The sequence below is a fragment of the Vibrio sp. 2-Bac 85 genome, from assembly GCF_037546705.1.
Taxonomy (GTDB): domain Bacteria; phylum Pseudomonadota; class Gammaproteobacteria; order Enterobacterales; family Psychromonadaceae; genus Psychromonas.
In genome coordinates this window covers 1-20,765 of sequence record NZ_JALAAB010000024.1, presented here as the reverse complement: position 1 = coordinate 20,765, position 20,765 = coordinate 1, and the positions used below count along the sequence as shown (strand labels likewise).

The 20,765-nt window shown below is 36.7% G+C and carries 18 protein-coding genes and 1 tRNA gene; 14 read left to right on the top strand and 5 right to left on the bottom strand.

Annotated elements, in window-relative coordinates:
- The first annotated feature begins 2 nt into the window (after window positions 1–2).
- The 9 genes from MT390_RS18435 to purU all read left to right on the top strand — a co-directional run bounded on the left by MT390_RS18435 (window position 3) and on the right by purU (window position 10,307).
- Window positions 3–812 (top strand): sterol desaturase family protein, encoded by an 810-nt coding sequence (locus MT390_RS18435; protein ID WP_499442613.1) that lies wholly within the window; start codon window positions 3–5, stop codon window positions 810–812.
- 111 nt (window positions 813–923) lie between these two features.
- Window positions 924–2,069, top strand: a complete 1,146-nt coding sequence (gene nrdB, locus MT390_RS18430; RefSeq protein ID WP_166369625.1) for a class Ia ribonucleoside-diphosphate reductase subunit beta — start codon at window positions 924–926, stop codon at window positions 2,067–2,069.
- Between the two features lie 13 nt (window positions 2,070–2,082).
- Window positions 2,083–2,334 (top strand): class I ribonucleotide reductase maintenance protein YfaE, encoded by a 252-nt coding sequence (yfaE, locus tag MT390_RS18425; RefSeq protein WP_166369623.1) that lies wholly within the window; start codon window positions 2,083–2,085, stop codon window positions 2,332–2,334.
- Between the two features lie 258 nt (window positions 2,335–2,592).
- Window positions 2,593–3,054: a hypothetical protein gene (locus MT390_RS18420; protein WP_499442610.1), complete on the top strand. Its 462-nt coding sequence runs from the start codon at window positions 2,593–2,595 to the stop codon at window positions 3,052–3,054.
- Window positions 3,055–3,320: 266 nt separating this feature from the next.
- Entirely contained in the window at window positions 3,321–5,051 is a 1,731-nt protein-coding gene (locus MT390_RS18415) for a tetratricopeptide repeat protein (RefSeq protein WP_499442608.1), read from the top strand.
- 331 nt (window positions 5,052–5,382) lie between these two features.
- On the top strand, window positions 5,383–6,999 hold the full coding sequence (locus MT390_RS18410; protein ID WP_166369617.1) for a cation:proton antiporter domain-containing protein: 1,617 nt from the start codon (window positions 5,383–5,385) through the stop codon (window positions 6,997–6,999).
- A gap of 207 nt (window positions 7,000–7,206) precedes the next feature.
- On the top strand, window positions 7,207–8,877 hold the full coding sequence (gene asnB / locus MT390_RS18405) for an asparagine synthase B (RefSeq protein ID WP_166369615.1): 1,671 nt from the start codon (window positions 7,207–7,209) through the stop codon (window positions 8,875–8,877).
- 97 nt (window positions 8,878–8,974) lie between these two features.
- Window positions 8,975–9,439 carry a YchJ family protein gene (locus MT390_RS18400; protein ID WP_499442606.1) on the top strand — a complete coding sequence of 155 codons (465 nt, stop codon included), beginning with the start codon at window positions 8,975–8,977 and terminating at the stop codon, window positions 9,437–9,439.
- 28 nt (window positions 9,440–9,467) lie between these two features.
- Complete coding sequence (gene purU / locus MT390_RS18395) at window positions 9,468–10,307, top strand: formyltetrahydrofolate deformylase (protein ID WP_166370008.1); 840 nt, start codon at window positions 9,468–9,470, stop codon at window positions 10,305–10,307.
- A 204-nt stretch (window positions 10,308–10,511) separates the two neighbouring features.
- On the opposite strand, the gene MT390_RS18390 is transcribed toward purU, so the two are convergent.
- Both MT390_RS18390 and MT390_RS18385 read right to left on the bottom strand, forming a co-directional pair.
- Window positions 10,512–11,111: a DUF3332 family protein gene (locus MT390_RS18390; RefSeq protein ID WP_499442604.1), complete on the bottom strand. Its 600-nt coding sequence runs from the start codon at window positions 11,109–11,111 to the stop codon at window positions 10,512–10,514.
- A 278-nt stretch (window positions 11,112–11,389) separates the two neighbouring features.
- Entirely contained in the window at window positions 11,390–11,965 is a 576-nt protein-coding gene (locus tag MT390_RS18385) for a VC2046/SO_2500 family protein (protein WP_499442602.1), read from the bottom strand.
- Between the two features lie 125 nt (window positions 11,966–12,090).
- Between MT390_RS18385 and MT390_RS18380 the strand changes: the two genes are divergently transcribed.
- Both MT390_RS18380 and MT390_RS18375 read left to right on the top strand, forming a co-directional pair.
- Window positions 12,091–12,174: transfer RNA gene (locus MT390_RS18380), tRNA-Tyr, on the top strand.
- Window positions 12,175–12,504: 330 nt separating this feature from the next.
- Complete coding sequence (locus MT390_RS18375; RefSeq protein WP_166369609.1) at window positions 12,505–14,148, top strand: response regulator; 1,644 nt, start codon at window positions 12,505–12,507, stop codon at window positions 14,146–14,148.
- 76 nt (window positions 14,149–14,224) lie between these two features.
- On the opposite strand, the gene hmpA is transcribed toward MT390_RS18375, so the two are convergent.
- Entirely contained in the window at window positions 14,225–15,415 is a 1,191-nt protein-coding gene (gene hmpA, locus MT390_RS18370) for an NO-inducible flavohemoprotein (protein ID WP_166369607.1), read from the bottom strand.
- Window positions 15,416–15,594: 179 nt separating this feature from the next.
- On the opposite strand from hmpA, the gene MT390_RS18365 reads away from it, so the two are divergent.
- A complete protein-coding gene (locus tag MT390_RS18365; RefSeq protein WP_166369605.1) occupies window positions 15,595–16,041 on the top strand; it encodes an RrF2 family transcriptional regulator in 447 nt (148 codons plus the stop codon).
- Window positions 16,042–16,197: 156 nt separating this feature from the next.
- On the opposite strand, the gene MT390_RS18360 is transcribed toward MT390_RS18365, so the two are convergent.
- On the bottom strand, window positions 16,198–17,094 hold the full coding sequence (locus MT390_RS18360; protein WP_499442599.1) for a LysR family transcriptional regulator ArgP: 897 nt from the start codon (window positions 17,092–17,094) through the stop codon (window positions 16,198–16,200).
- 304 nt (window positions 17,095–17,398) lie between these two features.
- On the opposite strand from MT390_RS18360, the gene MT390_RS18355 reads away from it, so the two are divergent.
- Window positions 17,399–18,013 (top strand): LysE/ArgO family amino acid transporter, encoded by a 615-nt coding sequence (locus tag MT390_RS18355; RefSeq protein WP_299666023.1) that lies wholly within the window; start codon window positions 17,399–17,401, stop codon window positions 18,011–18,013.
- 25 nt (window positions 18,014–18,038) lie between these two features.
- The gene (locus MT390_RS18350; protein ID WP_499442597.1) at window positions 18,039–19,295 is read left to right on the top strand and encodes a leucine-rich repeat-containing protein kinase family protein; all 1,257 of its coding nucleotides are present in this window, start codon (window positions 18,039–18,041) and stop codon (window positions 19,293–19,295) included.
- Between the two features lie 122 nt (window positions 19,296–19,417).
- Here the strand turns inward: MT390_RS18350 and MT390_RS18345 are convergent, their stop codons facing one another.
- Window positions 19,418–20,545 (bottom strand): M14 family metallopeptidase, encoded by a 1,128-nt coding sequence (locus tag MT390_RS18345; protein ID WP_166369597.1) that lies wholly within the window; start codon window positions 20,543–20,545, stop codon window positions 19,418–19,420.
- Window positions 20,546–20,765 lie beyond the last annotated feature (220 nt).

The window sequence follows — 20,765 nt, the reverse complement described above, 5'->3', positions numbered from 1 at the left end:
CCATGGCTGATGATGCACTTATTCGACTAGGTATATTTTTTACTATATTAGCGGTAATGATAGGCTGGGAGCATGCTTTCCCTGCACGACAGCTACCCACAACAAAAACAGCCCCCACAAAAACAACACGTTTAATCGGTAACTTTGGCATTGTTTTTATCTCCGGTTTATCCGCGAGATTAGCCCTTCCCCTTGGATTAACAGGATTTGCACTTTATTGCACTGAACAGCAATGGGGATTATTTAATCTTGTTCAACTACCAGGTTGGCTAACTATTACCTTCAGTTTACTGTTGTTAGATATGCTCATTTATTGGCAACATCGATTATTTCATAAAGTACCCTTACTATGGCAATTGCATAAAGTACACCATGCAGATTTACATGTAGATGCCAGTACAGGGTTGCGTTTTCACCCATTAGAGATTGTTGCTAGCCTGTTTATTAAAGCCATTGCAATCATGATTTTAGGCATTCCAGCCTATGCGGTTATCTTATTTGAAGTGCTATTAAACGGGTTTGCTTTGTTTAATCACGCCAATATACGCTTACCTAAAAAAGTAGAGAAAATAACACGATTAATTTTAATGACTCAGATATTACATCGTATTCACCACAGCCAGTTATTTAAAGAAAGTAACTCGAATTATGGTTTCAGTGTCATATGGTGGGATAGATTATTTGGTAGTTATTCTGCACAAGCCACTAAACCCGATTTGGAGATCGATATTGGTATCACAGAATTTCCAGATGCAAAAGACAATGCAAATTTGTGGGGATTATTGACTATGCCTTTTAAGCACAAAAAATAAGGTTGCATTATTTTTTTGCATTAAAAATAAAAACAAAATTAAACTAAAGCCGTGATCGGATCGTAGTAAGTTGTTAAGATACGCGAAATTAGAATTCTGACGGAGAGTCACATGGCTTATACAACATTCTCAACCCTTTCCAACGATGCTATGAAAGAACCTATGTTCTTTGGTAACCCAGTTAACGTGGCTCGTTACGATCAACAAAAATTTGAGGTATTTGAGAAGCTTATTGAAAAACAGCTGTCTTTCTTTTGGCGTCCAGAAGAAATTGACGTTAGCCGTGATCGCATCGATTTTTTAAATCTACCGGATCATGAACAGCATATTTTTATCTCTAACTTAAAATATCAAACGCTGTTGGATTCAATTCAAGGCCGTAGCCCAAATGTTGCACTACTACCGATTGTTTCATTACCTGAGTTAGAAACTTGGATTGAAACATGGGCTTTCTCAGAAACAATTCATAGCCGTAGTTACACGCATATTTTACGTAACCTATTTACTGACCCGAATGAAGTATTTGAAGATATTGTTAATAATAATGAGATTCAAAAACGTGCTATCGATATCTCTTTTTATTACGATGAACTTATCCATGCAGTGCAATTCATGCAGTTACACGGATTTGAGCAAACGGAAGTAAAATACGTCAATATTCAAGGTAAAACAGAAGCATTAACACTACGTGATATTAAGAAAAAATTATATCTATGTATCTGTTCAACGAATGCCTTAGAAGCGATCCGTTTCTACGTGTCATTTGCTTGTTCATTTGCTTTTGCTGAGCGTGATTTATTAGAAGGTAATGCAAAAATCATCAAGTTGATTGCTCGTGATGAAGCGTTACACTTGAACTCTACACAGCAAATGTTAAATCTATGGGCTGACGGTAAAGATGATCCAGAAATGGCAGAGATAGCGTTAGAGTGTTTTGCTGAAGGTCGCGCTATTTTCATGAAAGCCGCTGAGCAAGAGAAAGAATGGGCACAATACCTGTTTAAAGATGGCTCAATGATCGGCTTAAATGAACAAATTTTATGTCAATACGTTGAATACATTGCTAACCAACGTATGCAAGCGATTGGTTATGAAGCACCCTTTGAAGTTAAAAGTAACCCAATCCCTTGGATTAACCATTGGTTAGTCAGTGACAATGTACAAGTTGCACCGCAGGAAGCAGAAATTAGTTCTTACTTAGTAGGACAAATTAACAGTTCCGTGGACAGTGCAGATCTTAGTACTTTTGAACTGTAAAACAGTTTAAAAAATGTCATCAACACTGACTTATAACGGCAAACCCTACCCGCTTGATCCGAACAAGACATTGCTTGAGAATTTAGAGTCTCAAGCGGTGTCCGTTGAGTTTCATTGTCGAGATGGGCACTGTGGCGCTTGCCGTTCTATTTTGCTAGCTGGCACTGCAAATTATAGCGATTTCCCATTAGCTTATTTGAAAGATGGTGAAGTATTACTCTGCTGCAGCAAAAGCGAAGACGACATCTGTATTAAGAGTCAATAACAGCACACATGCTGTTTTGCTCTTTATCTCTCAACTCCCCCCCTTCTATTTCACTCGAAGAACAATAATGCTAAGTTTCACATTTAATCAGAGCTAACCATTATAACGATTTAGGCCCAGAGCCTTCTGCTTTTAGCAGACTAATTAAGCAAAAACGATGTAATATTAACCAACAATATTGAGCATCTATTTAGTAGGATTGGTATTTTGAAGGTATTATAAAGTTATTCTTTAAAGCTTTTCTTAAATGGAATAATTATGGCTAAAATTACTAATAACATTGCAACAAGTGATTATGGGATCACATTTCAACACGAAAAAATGCAAAGTGGAGAGCTGCGCTTTAGATTAACAAGTGAGGATGGAAGTTCCTATATACGAACTGTAAACGCAAAGCATGGGGTCTGGCAAAACAGCCATCATCATCAAGCGATTAAAGAAACATATATTGTACAAAAAGGTTGGGTGGCCGTGGCTAGTTTAATTGATGGCGTATTGTCTTTAGAAATAGCCAATACTGGGGATACCTTTTCGGTACAACCTCTTATAATCCACAACTTATATCTGTCTGCTGATTCAGTCATACACACCATTAAACAAGGTGCATCAATAAGCCATGATTGGTTTGGAAATAGCGATTTAGATAAAGAGACCAAGCACCTATCAGAAGAAGACATTAAAAAAATAATTACCTCAATTCAAAACAAGCCCTTAATATAAATAACATCAGCTGTTTTTAAGCAATGATTAGTGCTCAAACTCTGGATATTTTTGCTCATATTTTCATTGAGAGAGTTTATACTCGTTACCTTTAAAGATACAAAAATCAGCAAGGTAAACTGATTTTTGATATAAAATTAATGAGCTGACCAATATTAATGTGACTGAGACTACTTCTCATTAAATAAATATAAATAAGCCTAACTAAATGGGTAGTGTTATAATAAAATGATATCAATTTTTTATACATGGAATTTATCATCGGCATGATGCTGAAAGTACCCCTCTTACTTATTTCATCTATTTTACTGTTCTGTTTTTCAGGACACCTTTTCGCGCAAGCTAAATTCACCGATGGCTATGAAGCAGCGCAGTCTGGAAATTATAAAAAAGCGGTACAAATCTGGCTTCCACTCGCAACACAAGGCGACCCTGCAGCTCAATATACAATCGGTTGGATGTATGAAAGTGGACAAGGTGTGCCAAAAGATTTCAAAAAAGCAATTTATTGGTATCAAAAAGCAGCGATGCAAGGTAACCCTGCTGCACAATATGTAACTGCAACCATGTATGCTAAAGGAGCAGGTATTAAGCAAGATTATAGCCAAGCACTGCACTATTTTTTGCTCGCTGCAAAACAAGGTGATGCCATTTCACAATACCAAGCGGGTGATTATTATTTCAACGCGATTGGCACCGAACGGGACATCAAACAAAGCATCTATTGGTATCAACAATCTGCAGAACAAGGTCATGTTAATGCGCAAGTAAGCTTAGGTAAGTTATATCAAAGCCCTCCCGATAATAACTTAGGCATAAAGCAAGACTATAAAAAATCCATTTATTGGTATCAAAAAGCCGCGAATCAAAAAAACTTTGCAGCTCAATATGAATTAGCGATGATTTATGAAAAAGGCTTAGGAGAAAAGCAAAGCTACCCTAAAGCTATTCAGCTTTATACAAAATCTGCTAATAACGGTTATTCCCCCTCAGCTTATCAATTAGGGCGATTGTTAGAACTAGGACAAGGCTCACCTGCAAATTTCCCACAGGCTTTAGTTTGGTTTCGTCAAGCGGCATTGCAAGGCAATACCGATGCTCAATATCGACTTGGTTATTTATCACAGATGGGTAAAGGCACCGCTAAAAATATTCAGGTGGCTATAGAATGGTATACGCAAGCATCGCGCCGTGACCATGCACAAGCTTATTATCAACTGGCACAAATATATGAATATGGTACTTCTGGTTATCCACATGATATAAGTAGAAACTTACAGAAGGCATTTAAAAATTATCAATATGCTTCCGCATTAGGTTTTAAATTAGCGCATGCTAAATTAGCTTACTTTTATGAACATGGCATTTTTACTAAGGTTAACAAAGCTGAAGCGATAGCATTGTATAAAAAAGCATCGCAGACTTGGGCAAAAACAAAGTTAGAAAAACTAGTAAGCCATGAGCAATGTTTAGCTACCGCGACAACTTTATTATTCTCTGAGTTAATCAGTTGTGCCGACCGCGCTTTATTACGTGAAAAAATAAAGCAGCAATCGATTAAAGTTTTGTCAGAAGATAATAGTCAATGGGCAGATCGTTATTTTACCGGCGCCATGATCAAAGGCTCTAGTGAGCTGAACATTAACTACACACGAGAAAATCAATTCGTCAAAGCTACCTATACTTTTGTTGGCCGTAATAATCCGGCATTGATAGGTAAAATAAAACAACAATTAACTGAACGTTATGGGCAACCCCACTTATCTATTGGTGAAGCACTTAAAGGTGAAGCGAGTTTTCAATGGACACTGAAAGACAGTATTATATTAAACGTATATCGTTTCTGGCCCGATACCACTACTTTTGTTGAATATATTCAACCGCAAAACCTGCAATTGCAAAAGAACCAACAGCAACAATCAATGGAACATGCATTCAGGCCTGAATCAGAACAACAATCCGAATCAACAACTTCGACTCCAATGACATTGTTTTAAGTGAACTTTTAAATGCGATTTGCAGATAAGAGTACTGACCTCTCAAGCAATGAGTCGTTGTCCTAGCTACACCAATCTCATAAACTATGTCGCAATAAGGTCATAAATTTATTTAAGTAAAGTAATGCCTTTTTCTTCATGCTTATGAAAAAATACAAAGATAACAATGGTGACACTAAAATTTAGAAATATATTTACGACGCATATTTACAATACATATTTATAAAAAAATAAGACTTAAAATTTCAAAGATGTTGAATAACAATACTGAAAATGATTTAAAAACTTAAATTCAGATAAAAACAATCACCCATTTACAATAAGAGAACTCATGGATAGCACAATATTACTCTTTATAGGCGTTGCCTTTAGCTTTGGAATGTTAATTAATTTAACCGGACTACCGCCTATGGTTGGTTTTTTATTAGCCGGTTTTAGCCTTAATTTTTTTGGTTTTGAATCCACTGATGCTTTAGTAACGTTTGCTGATTTAGGCGTGACCTTGTTGCTTTTTTCTATTGGCTTAAAACTCAATATTCGCACTTTATTTAAATCCGAAGTGTGGGCAGGAACGACTATCCACCTTGTTTCCAGTATTGTGTTTTATACGTTATTGCTATTTGCGATCAAACAAATTGGTGTCTCACTTTTCTCTGAGTTAGATATTGCAGGCATTGTCCTCATCGCCTTTGCATTAAGCTTTTCCAGTACCGTTTTTGCGGTGAAAATTTTAGAAGAAAAGAGTGAAAGTAACTCTCTTTATGGTCGTATCGCCATTGGTATACTGATCATGCAGGATATTTTTGCGGTACTATTTTTAACTATTTCAGTCGGAAAAATCCCCTCTTTGTGGGCACTAGGGTTACTGGCTTTACCTTTAATCAGACCTATTTTATATAAACTATTAGACAAGGCTGGGCATGGTGAACTACTGGTCCTATATGGTTTCTTTTTAGCGTTAGTGGTCGGTGCGGGGTTATTTGAAAGTGTCGGTATGAAAGCTGACTTAGGTGCTTTGATTGCAGGTATGCTGCTAGCAGGTCACCCTAGTGCTAAAGAGATGGCTCGGTCATTGTTTAATTTAAAAGAGCTGTTTCTGGTTTGTTTTTTTTTAAGTATTGGATTATCTGGTCTGCCTAACGTTGATCACCTTATGGTCGCTGGTATTTTATCCCTTTTATTAGCGGGTAAAATCATCTTTTACTTCTTAACCTTAAGTAAATTTAAACTACGTTCACGTACCTCATTATTCGCTGCTTTCAGTTTAGCCAATTACAGTGAGTTCGGCTTAATTGTCGCATCATTAGCAACTCATAAAGGTTGGTTAAGTCAGGACTGGTTAATTATTATTGCCATTGCTGTCTCCCTGAGTTTTATTATTTCTGCTTTATTAAATAAATATGCTGATGCGCTTTATATGCGTTATAGCTTAGCCTTAAAACGTTACCAATCAACGCGTTTACATCAAGATGATCGACCAGTTCGTGTTGGTGATGCTCAAATCTTAGTAATGGGAATGGGCCGAATTGGTGTCGGTGCTTACGACGCATTAAAAGATACCTACGGTGAAAAAGTGATGGGTATTGATTACAACCATCATACCACCGTGCAACATCGTGAAGCAGGTCGTCGCGTGATCACCGGCGATGCATTGGATTCAGATTTTTGGAGCAAATTACAACTTACAGACAATGTGAAGTTAATTTTATTAGCCATGCCCGACCATAATGGTAATCGTTATGCCGCAGAGCAATTAAATAAAATTGATGGTCATACCTTCAAAGTTGCCGCATTAGCGCACTATAAAACCGATGAAGTCGAATTAAACGAATTAGGCGTGCATTTAGTTTTTAACATGTACGAAGAAGCCGGAGCAGGTTTTGCCCGCCATGTTTGGTCAGATTTGGAGAACGTTTTACCGGATAGTCCCTATAAACTCGACTTATAGAACCAAATATTATGGAATCAGTTTTTTTTGTTACTAAATTGTACTGATTTCATGTGACTTTTGATGTTTATTCTGCAAAAATCATAAACCTCAATATGTTGATCTAGTTTGATCACTAAGCGAATTGTTTAATAATCTTACGCTTAGAAGTAATTCAAGAAGTAACGGGCTACTTTAATCCCCGTTTACAATAAAAAAGGTAACCTTATGTGTTCTATTTTTGGTGTGCTCGACATTAAAAGCGATCCTATCGCATTGCGCCAACAAGCAATTGAAATGTCAAAACTGCTTCGTCATCGTGGCCCAGATTGGTCTGGTGTTTATTCTTCTGATAAAGCGATCCTTGTTCATGAACGTCTTTCTATCGTTGACGTGGATAATGGTGCACAGCCTTTATACAATCAAAATAATACACACATACTTGCGGTTAATGGTGAAATCTACAATCACAAAGAATTAGAAGCTGAATTAACTTGTGGTTACCAATTTAAAACTAAATCAGACTGTGAAATCATTCTTGGTTTATATGAAGAGAAAGGTAATGCGTTTTTAGATGATCTAAACGGTATCTTTGCTTTTTGTTTATATGACGAAGAAAAAGGCAAATACTTAATCGGCCGTGACCACATGGGGATTATTCCTTTGTATCAAGGTTGGGATGAGCATGGTAACTACTATGTTGCATCTGAAATGAAAGCTTTAACACCAATTTGTTCAAAAGTATCTGAGTTCCCACCAGGGCATTACTTAGACAGTGAAATCGGTGAATTAACTAAATATTACGTTCGTGATTGGATGGAATATGATGCAGTTAAAGATAATGGTGGCAGTGCTGCTGAAATTGGTAAAGCACTAGAAGATTCTGTTAAACGTCAATTGATGTGTGATGTACCTTACGGTGTTTTATTATCTGGTGGTTTAGATTCATCAGTTATTTCTGCAATCACGCAAAAATTTGCTAAACAGCGTATCGAAGACAATGATGAAACTGGCGCTTGGTGGCCACAACTTCACTCTTTCTCTGTTGGTCTTGAAGGTTCACCTGATTTAGCAGCAGCACAAAAAGTTGCTGATGAACTAGGTACTATTCACCACCCGATTATCTTTACCGTACAAAATGGTATTGATGCATTAAAAGAAGTAATTTACCACTTAGAAACTTACGATGTAACGACTATTCGAGCTTCTACACCAATGTACTTGATGGCACGAAAAATCAAAGCAATGGGTATTAAAATGGTACTTTCTGGTGAAGGTGCTGATGAAATATTCGGTGGTTACTTATACTTCCATAAAGCGCCTAATGCAAAAGAGTTCCATGAAGAGTTAAACCGTAAATTAAGCAAGCTACATATGTTTGACTGTTTACGTGCTAACAAATCAATGGCCGCTTGGGGTGTTGAAGCGCGTGTACCTTTCTTAGACAAAGAGTTCTTAGACATAGCAATGCGTACTAACCCTGAACTTAAAATGATCAAAGACGGTAAAATTGAGAAAAATATTCTTCGCGAAGCCTTTGATGGTCAATTATTACCTGAAGTATTATGGCGTCAAAAAGAACAGTTCTCTGACGGTGTTGGTTACAACTGGATTGATACACTAAAAGAGCATGTTGCGACGCTAGTGACGGATCAACAACTTGCTGCAGCAGAGTTCAAATTCCCTATTAACACGCCAGATACTAAAGAAGCTTACTTCTACCGTAGTATTTTTGAAGGCCATTTCCCACTAGACAGTGCGGCAGAATGTGTTCCTCATGGCAAATCTGTTGCTTGTTCAACGGTTGAAGCATTAGCATGGGACGCAAGTTTCCAAAATAATGCAGATCCTTCGGGTCGTGCTGCAGGCATCCATAATGACGCTTACGCACAAAAATAAGTATTATTATTGATTGATACAATAAAGCGCTCAATGAGCGCTTTTTTTATGGGCTTTTTTTATTGACCTTTTATGGACTTTTATAGGAAAGAGAGAAATGAAGAATACACTTTGTGTTTGTTGTAGTGGAAAAATCTATCAAGACTGCTGCCAACCCTTTCATGACCTACAACAAAAGCCAGCTACCTGTGAACAATTAATGCGATCTCGTTTTAGCGCATTCTGCTTACAACTCGGTGAATATTTATTCTCGACCTATCACCTTGATTATCTAGGTGATTTAACCGTGGCACAATTATCTGAAAAGTCATTAGATTGGAAACGCCTCGATATTATTAATACAACAATGGCTGCAGATACGGGAACCGTAGAATTTAAAGCTTGGTATGAAGATCAAGGACAATTAAGTTGCCATCACGAACTTTCTAACTTTGTGAAAGATCATCAACAATGGCTTTATTGCGACGGAACTTTTTATCCTAGTGAAAAATCAGGTAAGATACGGCGCAATGACACATGCCCCTGCGGTAGTGGCAAAAAATATAAAAAATGCTGTGCTTAACAGCAAAATTGAACCAATAGAGAAAATAATGGAAAAGAAAACATTACTAACAAATTGCCCCGACTCAAAAGGGTTAATCGCACAAATTACTAATATCTGTCAAAAACACCAATTAAACATCGTTAAGAATGATGAGTTTGTTGACCATCAATATAATCGTTTTTTTATGCGCACAGAGATTGAAGGCATTTTTAACGACCATACGCTATTAGCAGATTTAGATTTAAATCTACCAAAGGGTTCTACTCGCTCTTTGATCAGTGCAAACCAACGTAAACGCATTGTTATTTTAGTCACTAAGGAAGCACATTGTATTGGTGATATTTTAATGAAAAGTACCTATGGCGGTATTGATGTAGAGATTGCTGCGGTAATTGGGAATTACGATACCTTAGAAGATTTAGTCACTAAGTTCAATATTCCTTACCACACAGTAAGCCATGACGGTCTTACACGTGAAGAGCACGAACAAAAGGTATTAGAAGCGATTGCACCGTATACACCGGATTACGTGATTTTAGCTAAATATATGCGTATTTTAACGCCAAATTTTGTTGAAACCTATGCCAACAAATTAATTAACATTCACCACTCTTTCTTACCAGCTTTTATTGGTGCTAAACCTTATCAGCAAGCGTTTGACCGTGGTGTTAAAATCATTGGTGCAACGGCGCATTTTGTTAATAATGACCTCGATGAAGGTCCTATTATTACTCAGGATGTAGCACATATTGACCATGCTTATGATGCGGAAGCATTAGCAAAAGCAGGCCGAGATGTAGAGAAATCAGTATTAAGCCGCGCATTACAACGTGTGTTAGATGATAAAGTATTTGTATATGCTAACCGCACCGTTGTTTTTAGGTAATAGCTTTTATACTTATCTCTTTTATAGTTGTCTTGTATAGCTGTCTTTTATAACTGTCTTGTATAGCTGTCTTTTATAGCTAGCTTTCCGTTTAAGAGTAAAAAGCGAGCAATAGCTGATAATAAAAAACCTTAACAATTGTTAAGGTTTTTTTGTTTGTAATTGGTCACTAAACAATAGATCAACTATTTAGCGTTATTAGTATTAAGACTTTGGTGTCATAAAGTCGCTTAATTCATCAAGCGAAGCCATTGTGACAAACTCACCATTTAAAGAAAAAGTCACTAATTCCCCTACTTTCTCTCCTCGTAATACCGCTTTTTCACCATTTGTATAAACAATATTATAATCAATTGTTTTACTATTAACTGGATTAACTTGCATCGAATACACCGATTTTTCAGCTGAGTTATGATCCACTTGTGTTTTTTGTAATGGTTTTAGGGGGGGTCTAGTTAAGGCAGGGTCCACTTTTTCATTCACTTTGTACATAGTTTTAACTTTAGAATCAAAAATATGTGGTTCGCCATTTAATGGGTTTTCACCTGTCCAAAACTCAAGTGCATTAAAAATAACAACATCAACAGCCAGTGTTAATGCATACACAGGGATCAATAGAATATTAATACCACCACGACCATAGCGATTGTCTACCACTTCCAAATTGAACTGCATCACCTTGTCAGTCACCGCATTACTACCCACACAAGCTGACAATGAGGTGGTTAGAGAGCCAACAATCACTATCATCGCCGTGGTTTTAGTGGCTCTTTTAGTTGTGAATTTAGCTATTTTACTTCCCATAAACACGTTTACCCTGATATATAACATTATAATTAATAAGATATTTTAAGGTATTAATTATACTTTAAAATGAAACTTGAATTTATGACCGCGTATTGGTCATCAAGTTCAGAGCGGCCAGTATTAATCCCTAACCAATACAAATATTCATATAATAAGAAGGTGATAGGTAAAATTATTTACAGGGTCATTAACAAAGATCGAGCAGTTCAAGTAAAAAATCTAGACTGTAATAAAAACTGCGTCATTATTTGTAATTAAATGAATCTAAACACAGCTTAAGCGTAATGTACGCGTAACGGTTTATTTTCTAAGTCTAAGTTTTTATATTCATCTAATAAACTCACATCCATACCGATCGAAGAGGATGCATCAGTAGCGTAGGCACTCACCTCTTTATCATTTACAGAACTCGAGAGTGTTGATTGATAAGCGGCATTTACGCGTTGTTTTTTCAAAAGAGGTAAGTTGTCTAAAACATCATCAGGGAACTCGCCACTGACTTGCTTTGATAATAATGCTTCATTAGCCAGCAGTTGTTTAAAACGAATATCAGTGAGTTTGTTATTATGTAAGTCACTGTTCAACTCGGCTAAAACATTCGCGCTTGGCCCAGTATTAACTAGAGGTTGTGCTTTTGGCAAATCAAAATAAGCGCGTAGATCAATCTTCTTTTCTACTTCGCTTTGCTCAACTCGCCCAGTGAATTGCGCAAAATCACGCGCATCATCGGATAACAAACTTAATAACAAATTAAATTTATCACGGGTGCCATTTTGCACAGCAGTGTTTAGCTGCTGCCCTAATTGCCACTCGTTGATTACTATCTGTTGATTAAGTTGCTCAATATTCATACTAAAAGAAAGATTCCTTGTTGAAGTATTCTCTTTATCGGCAACAAATTGATTTTATTTAATGTTTTTTTAAAGTTTCTTCTTCACAAGCGAAATTTTTCTGATATTATCTCACTCGAAATAACGGAGGGGTTCCCGAGTGGCCAAAGGGAACAGATTGTAAATCTGTCGCGAAAGCTTCGGTGGTTCGAATCCACCTCCCTCCACCATTTCACTTCCCATGCAACTTCGTTGCAAATATATAAAATCCCTTTTATTTATCTCTATTTAACTACTATTTTTTATTCACTAGAATTTATCTGTTTTTATTATTGCCTTGCCTTTAGTCTTTGATCTGCTTTACTGAATGTTAATCAATCGTTTGATAAAGTGGTTGGTATTAATTATTGTTACATTTGTAATTGAATTAAGTGCTTTATAACTAATAATTATCAATATTAAGCTGTGCTTAGCAGTTGGCAGTTCATTAACTAGTGTATAAATGGTGCAAAATTAAATGCTTTATTATTACTTTTTGTTATTAATTAAAGATCCTCACAATGTTTAGTTATCGTAATAAAAAAATACTCATCGTCGATGACCAAAAAGCATTCCATGTAATGCTTAAAGCAATGCTCACTAATCAGGGGGCAGAAAACATTACGTTTGCAGAATCTGCAGAGCAAGCGGCGCGTATAACTAACCTTGACCAATTTGATATCTACCTGTTGGACTACAACTTAGGTGGCGGTAAAAATGGAGTGCAATTATTTGATTACCTGAAGCGAAATGACTTAATACCTGAGCATGCGTTGTGCTTCATTATCACCGGGGACAGTAATAAAAAAATGGTATTGACAGCGATGGAAAAATCGCCCGATGACTACCTAATGAAACCATTTTCACCTATACAACTAAGTAATCGTCTCACAGCAGCAATGCAACGAAAGCAAGTACTGCAGGAAATAAATGAAGCAGTCAATAATGATAAGTTTGAGGTGGCGATTTCACTTTGCCAACAAAAGATTGATGCAGAACCTAAATTTCGTGCCCTATGTAAAAATGTATTAGCTGACATTTATATTCAAATGGGGCAATTTAGTAATGCAGAAAGAATTTTGAAACCAATGGTAGACCTAAGACCATTAGTACACCCGAGCATCAGTTTAGGTAGGTTATATTTTTTACAGGAAGATTATACAAAGTCTATTGAAGTATTAACGCGTTTAATTTCCTATGCACCGATGCAAATGGAAGCTTATCAATGGTTAGCCCGTGCTTACAAACATGACGGGCAATTGCAAAATGCCTTGAATATATTGAGCCATGCCGCGACAACAACACATCATAGTATTGAACGCCATCAGGAAGTCGCATTATTAGCCACGGAAATGGAAGAATACATTTTAATGCTAAGCAGTTATGCCTCTATCTTGCACTTAAGTCGTAACTCGTTTTATCCTGACCCATGTCATCTTGCCAATTATTTGCGCAGTATTGTTGCCTTTGCAAAGAAAGAAGATGATATGAAAAAGCGCAAAGATATATTAAAAAAAGTAGCTTCAACACTCTACCAAAGTCGCTTTGAAGAGGGTAAAAATAAAGATTTTAACTTCGATGGTTTTGACCAAATATATCAGGCGAATGTGCTGTTAGCACTTAATGAACCATTAAAAGCAAAGCGCCGTATATTTAATACTTTAAGCAATACGACTGAAGAAGTTGCAGATTTTGATACCACTTTTTTAACTGAAAGTTTATTTTCATTGCTAGATATAGGAGAATTTGAAGAGGCTAGCCCTTTTTTAGCTGAACTTGAGCAACGTAATATTGTAGATCAAAGTACTCAGCTTAGTATTAAAAAACATACTGGCGAATTACTTGATAACCGTATTAACAGTTTCACTAATTATAATAAATTAGGTATTAAATTTTTTAGAGAAAAACAATTCTCGCAAGCAATTGAAAGTTTTGATCAAGCATTAGCATTAGAGCCAGTGAATACCGGGGCATTATTAAACCGCTCTCAGGTATTTATTAAAATGTTGCAAGAAATGCCGCAGCGAAAAGATCATCAAGCACTAATTAAGCAATGTCAAAATAGTTTTATATTGCTTAATAATACGCACCTACCAGAGCAGTATGCAAAACGTTTAAAAGCATTACAACAAGAGTTAGCAGATATTCGAGCAAAGGTTAAGTAGCTTAAATAGCACTTAAAAATAAGTGCATGCTCAGCCTACTTTATCTTGTAATCGATAAAGCAGGCCATAAACATCATTAATCGGCTAATGTTTTAGCTGGACCAAATACTTCATAGAAAATTTGCGAATCGGCTACTTGTAAGGTTTTAAGTTGTTGATAAACAGCTTTCATCATCGCTAACGGACCACACAGATAAAATTCAGCTTCAGCCATTGGTAAGTCTGCTTTAATAGTTTCCATATTGATCATGCCTTGATGCTGTCCTTGATTGACAGTGCCAGCTTGTTGATAAAAAAGATGTCCGTTAGCTTTATTATCTGCGATTAACTTATCTAAATAGGGTTTGAAGGCATGATGCTCTTGATCTAGCGCACCATGTACAAAATGTACTTCTCGAGTCGGATAATCAACGACTAGTGTTTCTAACATTGCTTGCATTGGCGTAATACCAACACCACCACTGATCAATACCACTGGGTTTTGCGAAGCTGTTAATACAAACTCACCATAGGGATTAGACACTTGAATAACATCACCTTCATTGAGTTGCTTATGTAGGTAATTAGAAATAACGCCTTCACCCTGCTCACTTGCTTCTTTTTTAACAGAAATTCGATAACCTTTAGCATCAAAAGCGCCCGAAAGACTGTATTGACGAATTTGATGATGCTGATGGCCAACGGGATGTAAATGCAATGCTATATATTGTCCTGCTTCATATTGACTCACTGCACCTTGGTCTGTAGGTTGCAAATAAAATGATGTAATTAAAGGCGTTTCTTGTCGTTTTGAAACAACAGTGAATTCACGCGTTGCTACCCAACCACCTTCTTTTTCAGCACTTTCTTGATACAGTTCTTTTTCTCGCTCAATAAACACATTAGCCAACAAACCATAACCACTTGCCCAAGCAGCAAGCACTTCATCACCAGGGTTTAATATCTCTTTAATAGCAGCTAATAAAGCACTGCCAACTAATGGGTAATGTTCAGCTTTAATACCTAAACTCGCGTGCTTTTGAGCAATGCGTTCAACATCGCCTAAAATAACCGATAAATTATCAACGTACTTTGCAAAGGCATATACAGCCATTGCTAACGCTTGTTTTTGATTGCCCGTTTTTTGATTGGTCATGTTAAAAATATTGCATAGTTCAGGATTATTTTGCAATAAAATTTGGTAAAAACGGCCAGTGATCTGCTCGCCATACTCTGCCAATGCTGGTGCACTTGCTTTAATTATTTTTATTTCATTATCAGTTAACATGACCTACCCCATAAGTTGCATTTAAAATACTTGTTAAAATTTATAATACGCATCTTAAATGCTTCTTTTAAAACATGCAAACTAAATGCATAATAAGTTTCACTAAAAGTCACTCGCTTTGCATGAGTCGCTTGAAATAATAAACACACTCGATGCCTATCGGCGTGCAAAGGATTAAAATGCAGTTAACTAAACATACGGACTATGCAATTCGCGTTTTGATTTATTTAGAAAAACGATATATTGAAATGCAGGATGGGAAAGACTCATTATCGACAGCAACAGATATTGCGTCGGTATTTAATATCTCTTTTAATCACCTTACTAAGGTCGTGCAACACTTGGGGCAAGCAGGCTTTATTGAAACGGTTAGAGGCAAAAGTGGTGGCGTAAAATTGGCCAGATCCGCTCACTTAATTAACTTAGGTGAGGTGGTACAAGCAATGGAAAAGTCATTGGACCCTGTCAACTGTGCCGAACCTCCCTGTCGACTAAGAAGTGCTTGCTTAGTAAAACCTATTTTAGATAAAGCAATGAATGCCTTTATTGAAGAATTGAAAAAATATACACTTGCGGATATTTGCATCGAAGAAAATAATGATGTGTGGCAGCTAAAACTGTCATAAATAATAGTAATTGTCATAAATAACGCAATTACATTCATAATAGCTGAACTTATAGCCATCCAGATGCCAAAGAAAAAAGGTAAAAGAGAAAAGAGAAAAGACAAAAGACAAAAGACAAAAAAACTAACAAGCTGAAACGCTAAGGGCTATTTACTACTACTTTAATACCTGCCTAGCATAGGTTATTACTTGCTCGCTTAGTTGTTGCATCAACTCTCCTCCTAACTGCCAACAATGCCAGTACAAGGGAACTCGTAACTTATAGTCAGGCAAAATATCAATCAATCGACCAGATTTTAAGTGGCTTTGAACATTAAATATACTGTTGAAACTATAAGCTCCACTGGCTAATGTTATGTCTACAAAAGCTTCAGATGAACGTACTGTATGGCAAGGGTATTGCCCCATTTGTAATTGAAAATGTTCACGTAAAAAAGCTAAATGAATATCATCGCTTTGGTCAAAAGACATGGCCGGAGCAAGCTGTAAACTTTGTTTATCGACCCCCTGTTTAAAAAATCGATCAATAAATTCAGGGCTGGCAACACATACATATTCCATATAACCTAAAAAATGGCTATCACTTCCACTAATCGCCTTAGCTTTGCTACTCAAACAAGCTAATGCTTCACCACTGCGCATTCTTTCCCAGGTAGTCGACTCGTCTTGCACGAACAAATTAAGCTGTACATTTTTCTCCTGTAACAATGGACTTAATGCGGTGATTAACCAACTCGCTAAGCTGTCTGCATTAACCGCCAAGGGTAAGGTTTGTACCTTGTTACTTTGCAGATCTAGCTGCTGATTTAACTCCACTTCCAATTGTAAAACGCGTTGATAATGGCCTAATAGCAAGCGTCCGAGATTGGATGACTGTGGTGGTGAAGAGCGAATTAATAATGGCTCGCCAAAGTGTTTTTCTAATAACTTAATACGCTGCGATACCGCAGACTGGGTAATAAAAAGCCGTTGAGCCGCTCGCTCAAAGCTTTGCTCAGTTACCACTGCATCGAGTGCTTTTAGTAATTTATAATCGATATTACTTAAATCCATCACTTACACCTTTTGTTTAAACCTTTGACTTAAAATCTTTAACTTAAAACCTTTAATTTAAAACGATAATTTAAAACGATAATTTAAAACGATAAATAAAGCTCTAAGCTTAATAGTTAGCTTAACTATTAAGCTTAAGCACTCACCTTACGCAAACGACTCATTATCTAATCAGAGAATGACTTGTTCACATGATCATTTCATTAGTAAAACTAATCTAATATTAAATACATTAATTATACTAACACCAATAAAATATTTATAGTAACGCCCTCTTTCAGATAATCATTATTAATGAGTAATTATGTTAAGCACTTATTTTACCGGCCTCACCTTGATGGCGACTTTAATAATGCCCATTGGAATGCAAAACGCGTTTGTATTAAACCAGGGTATTAAGCGTCAATATCACCTATTTGTTGCCAGTTTCTGCTCTATTGCCGATGCCGTATTTATGTCTGCGGGTGTATGGGGAGGGGCAAAAGTATTTAATGCCTACCCTTGGTTATTAACAAGTATTGGCGTTATCGGTTCTGTATTTATGGCCTATTACGGTTTTTTATGTTTTAAAAGCGCATTTAAGGGTGGTAATAACCTCACTACCGACCATAAAAACCGTGGGTTCAAAGCTATTTTAATTGCCTGTTGTGCATTCACTATCTTAAACCCGCATGTTTACATTGATACTATTGTCATTTTAGGTGGTTTTGCCGCCAACTTAACAGCCGATCAACGCCCATGGTTTGTATTAGGAGGTGTGAGTGCTTCATTTATATGGTTTTTTGCTCTGGCTTTATTGGGTCAAAAACTAGCACCTATTTTATCCAAACCGAAAAGCCAACAGGTCATTGATCTTGTGATAGCTATTCTGATGTGGGTATTAGCAGCTTATTTATTATATTATGTGCTAATAAAATAATGATTTACGCTCATGAGGAAATAATTTGCACACCATTGCACAACTGAAAGCAGGTCAATTAATAGGTATTAAACGCCTACAAATTTCTGAAAAATTAACTGAATTTCCAATGGAAATTTTAACACTCGCAGATACCTTGGAGATATTAGATCTATCCAATAATCAACTAAGCACACTGCCAGAACAAATATCTCAACTCACTAAACTGAAGATTATTTTTGCCTCTAACAACTGTTTTGAAGTATTACCCGTTGCCTTAGGGGCATGCCCATTATTAGAAATGGTGGGTTTTAAAGCCAACCAAATAAAAGAGGTACCAGCAAATTCATTACCTCTGTTATTACGTTGGTTAATTTTAACGGATAATCAGATAGTTACCTTGCCAGAAACATTAGGCGAGCGCCCTCGTTTGCAAAAACTCGCATTAGCAGGCAATCGTTTAACACACCTACCGGAAAGTGTTAGTAGATTAGAGAATTTAGCGTTATTACGTATTTCAGCCAATCAACTAAGCACATTTCCAAAACAGTTGTTAACGCTGCCTAAACTGGCTTGGTTTGCTTTTGCTGGTAATCCTTTTTGTCAAACCGATTTGCATATTCAAACTGTACCCGAAGTATCATCGGATCATTACACGTTATTAGAAGTACTTGGTCAGGGCGCATCGGGCGTTATCTATAAAGCACAATGGCATGAAACAACTGCAACCACTCTCTGTGACTTTCCTGAACAGGTAGCAGTTAAGGTATTCAAAGGCGAAGTCACTAGTGATGGTTATCCTCAAGATGAATTACAAGCTTGTTTAAAAGTAGGTGCTCATAACAACCTTATTGAGTCTATCGCACAGGTTAATGAAAAGGGTTATCTAGCATTGATCATGGCATTGATTCCAACACACTTTAAAAACTTAGGGTTGCCACCGGATTTTAACACTTGTACTCGCGATACCTTTGATCCAGAGTTTAGCCTACCGATAACTGCGATTAAAAAAATAGTAGATCAAATGCAACAAGTATTTGAACACTTGCATGATAATCAGGTTTGTCATGGTGACTTGTATGCACACAATACTTTATTTGATCAGCAAGCTAATATTATTTTTGGAGATTTTGGTGCCGCTAGTATGTACCACATGCTAACGCCTGAAATTCAAACTGTGATTAGAGGGATAGAGCATCGTGCATTAATTCATTTTATTGCAGATTTACTCAGTATTTGTGTTACCAAAGATAGGCACACAGAGGATTATCACACTTTAAAGGAGCGTGTTCTCAAAAGTTAGAATACGCTAAGTTTTTATCCTGAATTTTTATTAATAGTAATCAACTTAATCAGCAATCAAATGAGTCGCCTTTGTAAACGACTCATTTGATACGTTATATTCAACACTTCCAATAGCGGAAATTAACGTAAATCATCAACCACAGCTAACATTGCTACTAAAGATGCTTCACCTAGTTTTATTGAACGCTCAGGCGACCACCCCATGGTTGGGTCGGGTAAGTTATCGTTATCTTTAAATGGCATTTCTAAAGTATTTGCAAGACAATCAAATTGTTCTGCAACCCAATTAGTTGCCACGGTCATATTTGCTTCACCTGGCGCATCAACGTCATAACCAAATTGAGATTGGAAATCGGCACTGGCTAGTTTAAGTACGTCAGAAAAACGTTCACGTAATCCAGCAAGTCGTAGATTATAACTTGGAGCACCTTCAGAGCCAGCTAAAAATACAAAAGGCAAAGCTTCATCGCCATGAACATCATAAAATAGATCCACACCAGTCTCTTTCATCTTATTCACAACATGAAATACTTCAGGGCTTTTTTCTAAACTTGGGTTTAACCATTCACGATTTAAATTCACACCAAGAGCATTAGTACGCAGATGTCCACGCACACTGCCATCAGGATTCATGTTTGGCACCACATAAAAATTCGCTTTATCTAACAATAATTTAGCAGTTGAATTATCGCTATCTAACAAACTATGTAAGAGCCCATCCACCAGCCATTCCGCCATTGTTTCACCAGGATGCTGACGTGCTGTGATCCAAATATTACGTTTATTAGTATCCCCGTCTCCGATTTTAACCAAGGTTAAATCACGTTGGTCAATGGTTTCACCAAGATGCTCTAAACTGACTAATGGATGCATCTGCACTGCCGCTAATAAGTCTTGATGACGTTCATAACTGTAGGGAGCGAAATAAGCAATCTGAATGTTTTCGCAGTCCATATCGGCGACAATAGTGAGTTTTCCATCTTTATAAAATGTTGGTAATCTAAACCAATGTTGACGGTCATAGGAAGCTACCGCTTGGTAGTTTTCCCAGCCTTCAATGTAAGAGGCTTGACCAGCATTGAGAATATTAAGAATATATTGTTCACCAACCTCACCCTCTATGCGAAAGTTAAACCACTGAAAGAACTCGTTTCCAACATCAGGACGAATAGCCAGCTGAATATCTTTTTTATCATCTAAATTAATAACTTCAATATTGCCTGCATCGAAATTAGCAGTGATACGCATAGTCTTTCCTTTTTAATAAGTTGCTTTGAAGAATTGATACCCATAATATTTCAAGAGTATAAATAGCATAAACGATCCCACGGCAAGCGCCTAGGGAAAGTGTTTTTAATAACGCCATAAATTAGATATGTGATCTCAACTCAGAATAAGTAATGCTTACAAAAAATAACTGAGTGTAGAAAAAAGCTAAATATAGAAAATAGCTAAATGTACAAAAACA

What these genes read in the sequence shown, in the direction of transcription:
- hmpA (WP_166369607.1), bottom strand. Translation starts at nt 15,415, where the DNA reads ATGTTAACTGATAATGAAATAAAAATAATTAAAGCAAGTGCACCAGCA.
- MT390_RS18355 (WP_299666023.1), top strand. Translation starts at nt 17,399, where the DNA reads ATGTTAAGCACTTATTTTACCGGCCTCACCTTGATGGCGACTTTAATA.
- MT390_RS18360 (WP_499442599.1), bottom strand. Translation starts at nt 17,094, where the DNA reads ATGGATTTAAGTAATATCGATTATAAATTACTAAAAGCACTCGATGCA.
- MT390_RS18365 (WP_166369605.1), top strand. Translation starts at nt 15,595, where the DNA reads ATGCAGTTAACTAAACATACGGACTATGCAATTCGCGTTTTGATTTAT.
- MT390_RS18415 (WP_499442608.1), top strand. Translation starts at nt 3,321, where the DNA reads ATGATGCTGAAAGTACCCCTCTTACTTATTTCATCTATTTTACTGTTC.
- yfaE (WP_166369623.1), top strand. Translation starts at nt 2,083, where the DNA reads ATGTCATCAACACTGACTTATAACGGCAAACCCTACCCGCTTGATCCG.
- MT390_RS18420 (WP_499442610.1), top strand. Translation starts at nt 2,593, where the DNA reads ATGGCTAAAATTACTAATAACATTGCAACAAGTGATTATGGGATCACA.
- MT390_RS18435 (WP_499442613.1), top strand. Translation starts at nt 3, where the DNA reads ATGGCTGATGATGCACTTATTCGACTAGGTATATTTTTTACTATATTA.
- nrdB (WP_166369625.1), top strand. Translation starts at nt 924, where the DNA reads ATGGCTTATACAACATTCTCAACCCTTTCCAACGATGCTATGAAAGAA.
- purU (WP_166370008.1), top strand. Translation starts at nt 9,468, where the DNA reads ATGGAAAAGAAAACATTACTAACAAATTGCCCCGACTCAAAAGGGTTA.
- asnB (WP_166369615.1), top strand. Translation starts at nt 7,207, where the DNA reads ATGTGTTCTATTTTTGGTGTGCTCGACATTAAAAGCGATCCTATCGCA.
- MT390_RS18385 (WP_499442602.1), bottom strand. Translation starts at nt 11,965, where the DNA reads ATGAATATTGAGCAACTTAATCAACAGATAGTAATCAACGAGTGGCAA.
- MT390_RS18390 (WP_499442604.1), bottom strand. Translation starts at nt 11,111, where the DNA reads ATGGGAAGTAAAATAGCTAAATTCACAACTAAAAGAGCCACTAAAACC.
- MT390_RS18375 (WP_166369609.1), top strand. Translation starts at nt 12,505, where the DNA reads ATGTTTAGTTATCGTAATAAAAAAATACTCATCGTCGATGACCAAAAA.
- MT390_RS18400 (WP_499442606.1), top strand. Translation starts at nt 8,975, where the DNA reads ATGAAGAATACACTTTGTGTTTGTTGTAGTGGAAAAATCTATCAAGAC.
- MT390_RS18345 (WP_166369597.1), bottom strand. Translation starts at nt 20,545, where the DNA reads ATGCGTATCACTGCTAATTTCGATGCAGGCAATATTGAAGTTATTAAT.
- MT390_RS18410 (WP_166369617.1), top strand. Translation starts at nt 5,383, where the DNA reads ATGGATAGCACAATATTACTCTTTATAGGCGTTGCCTTTAGCTTTGGA.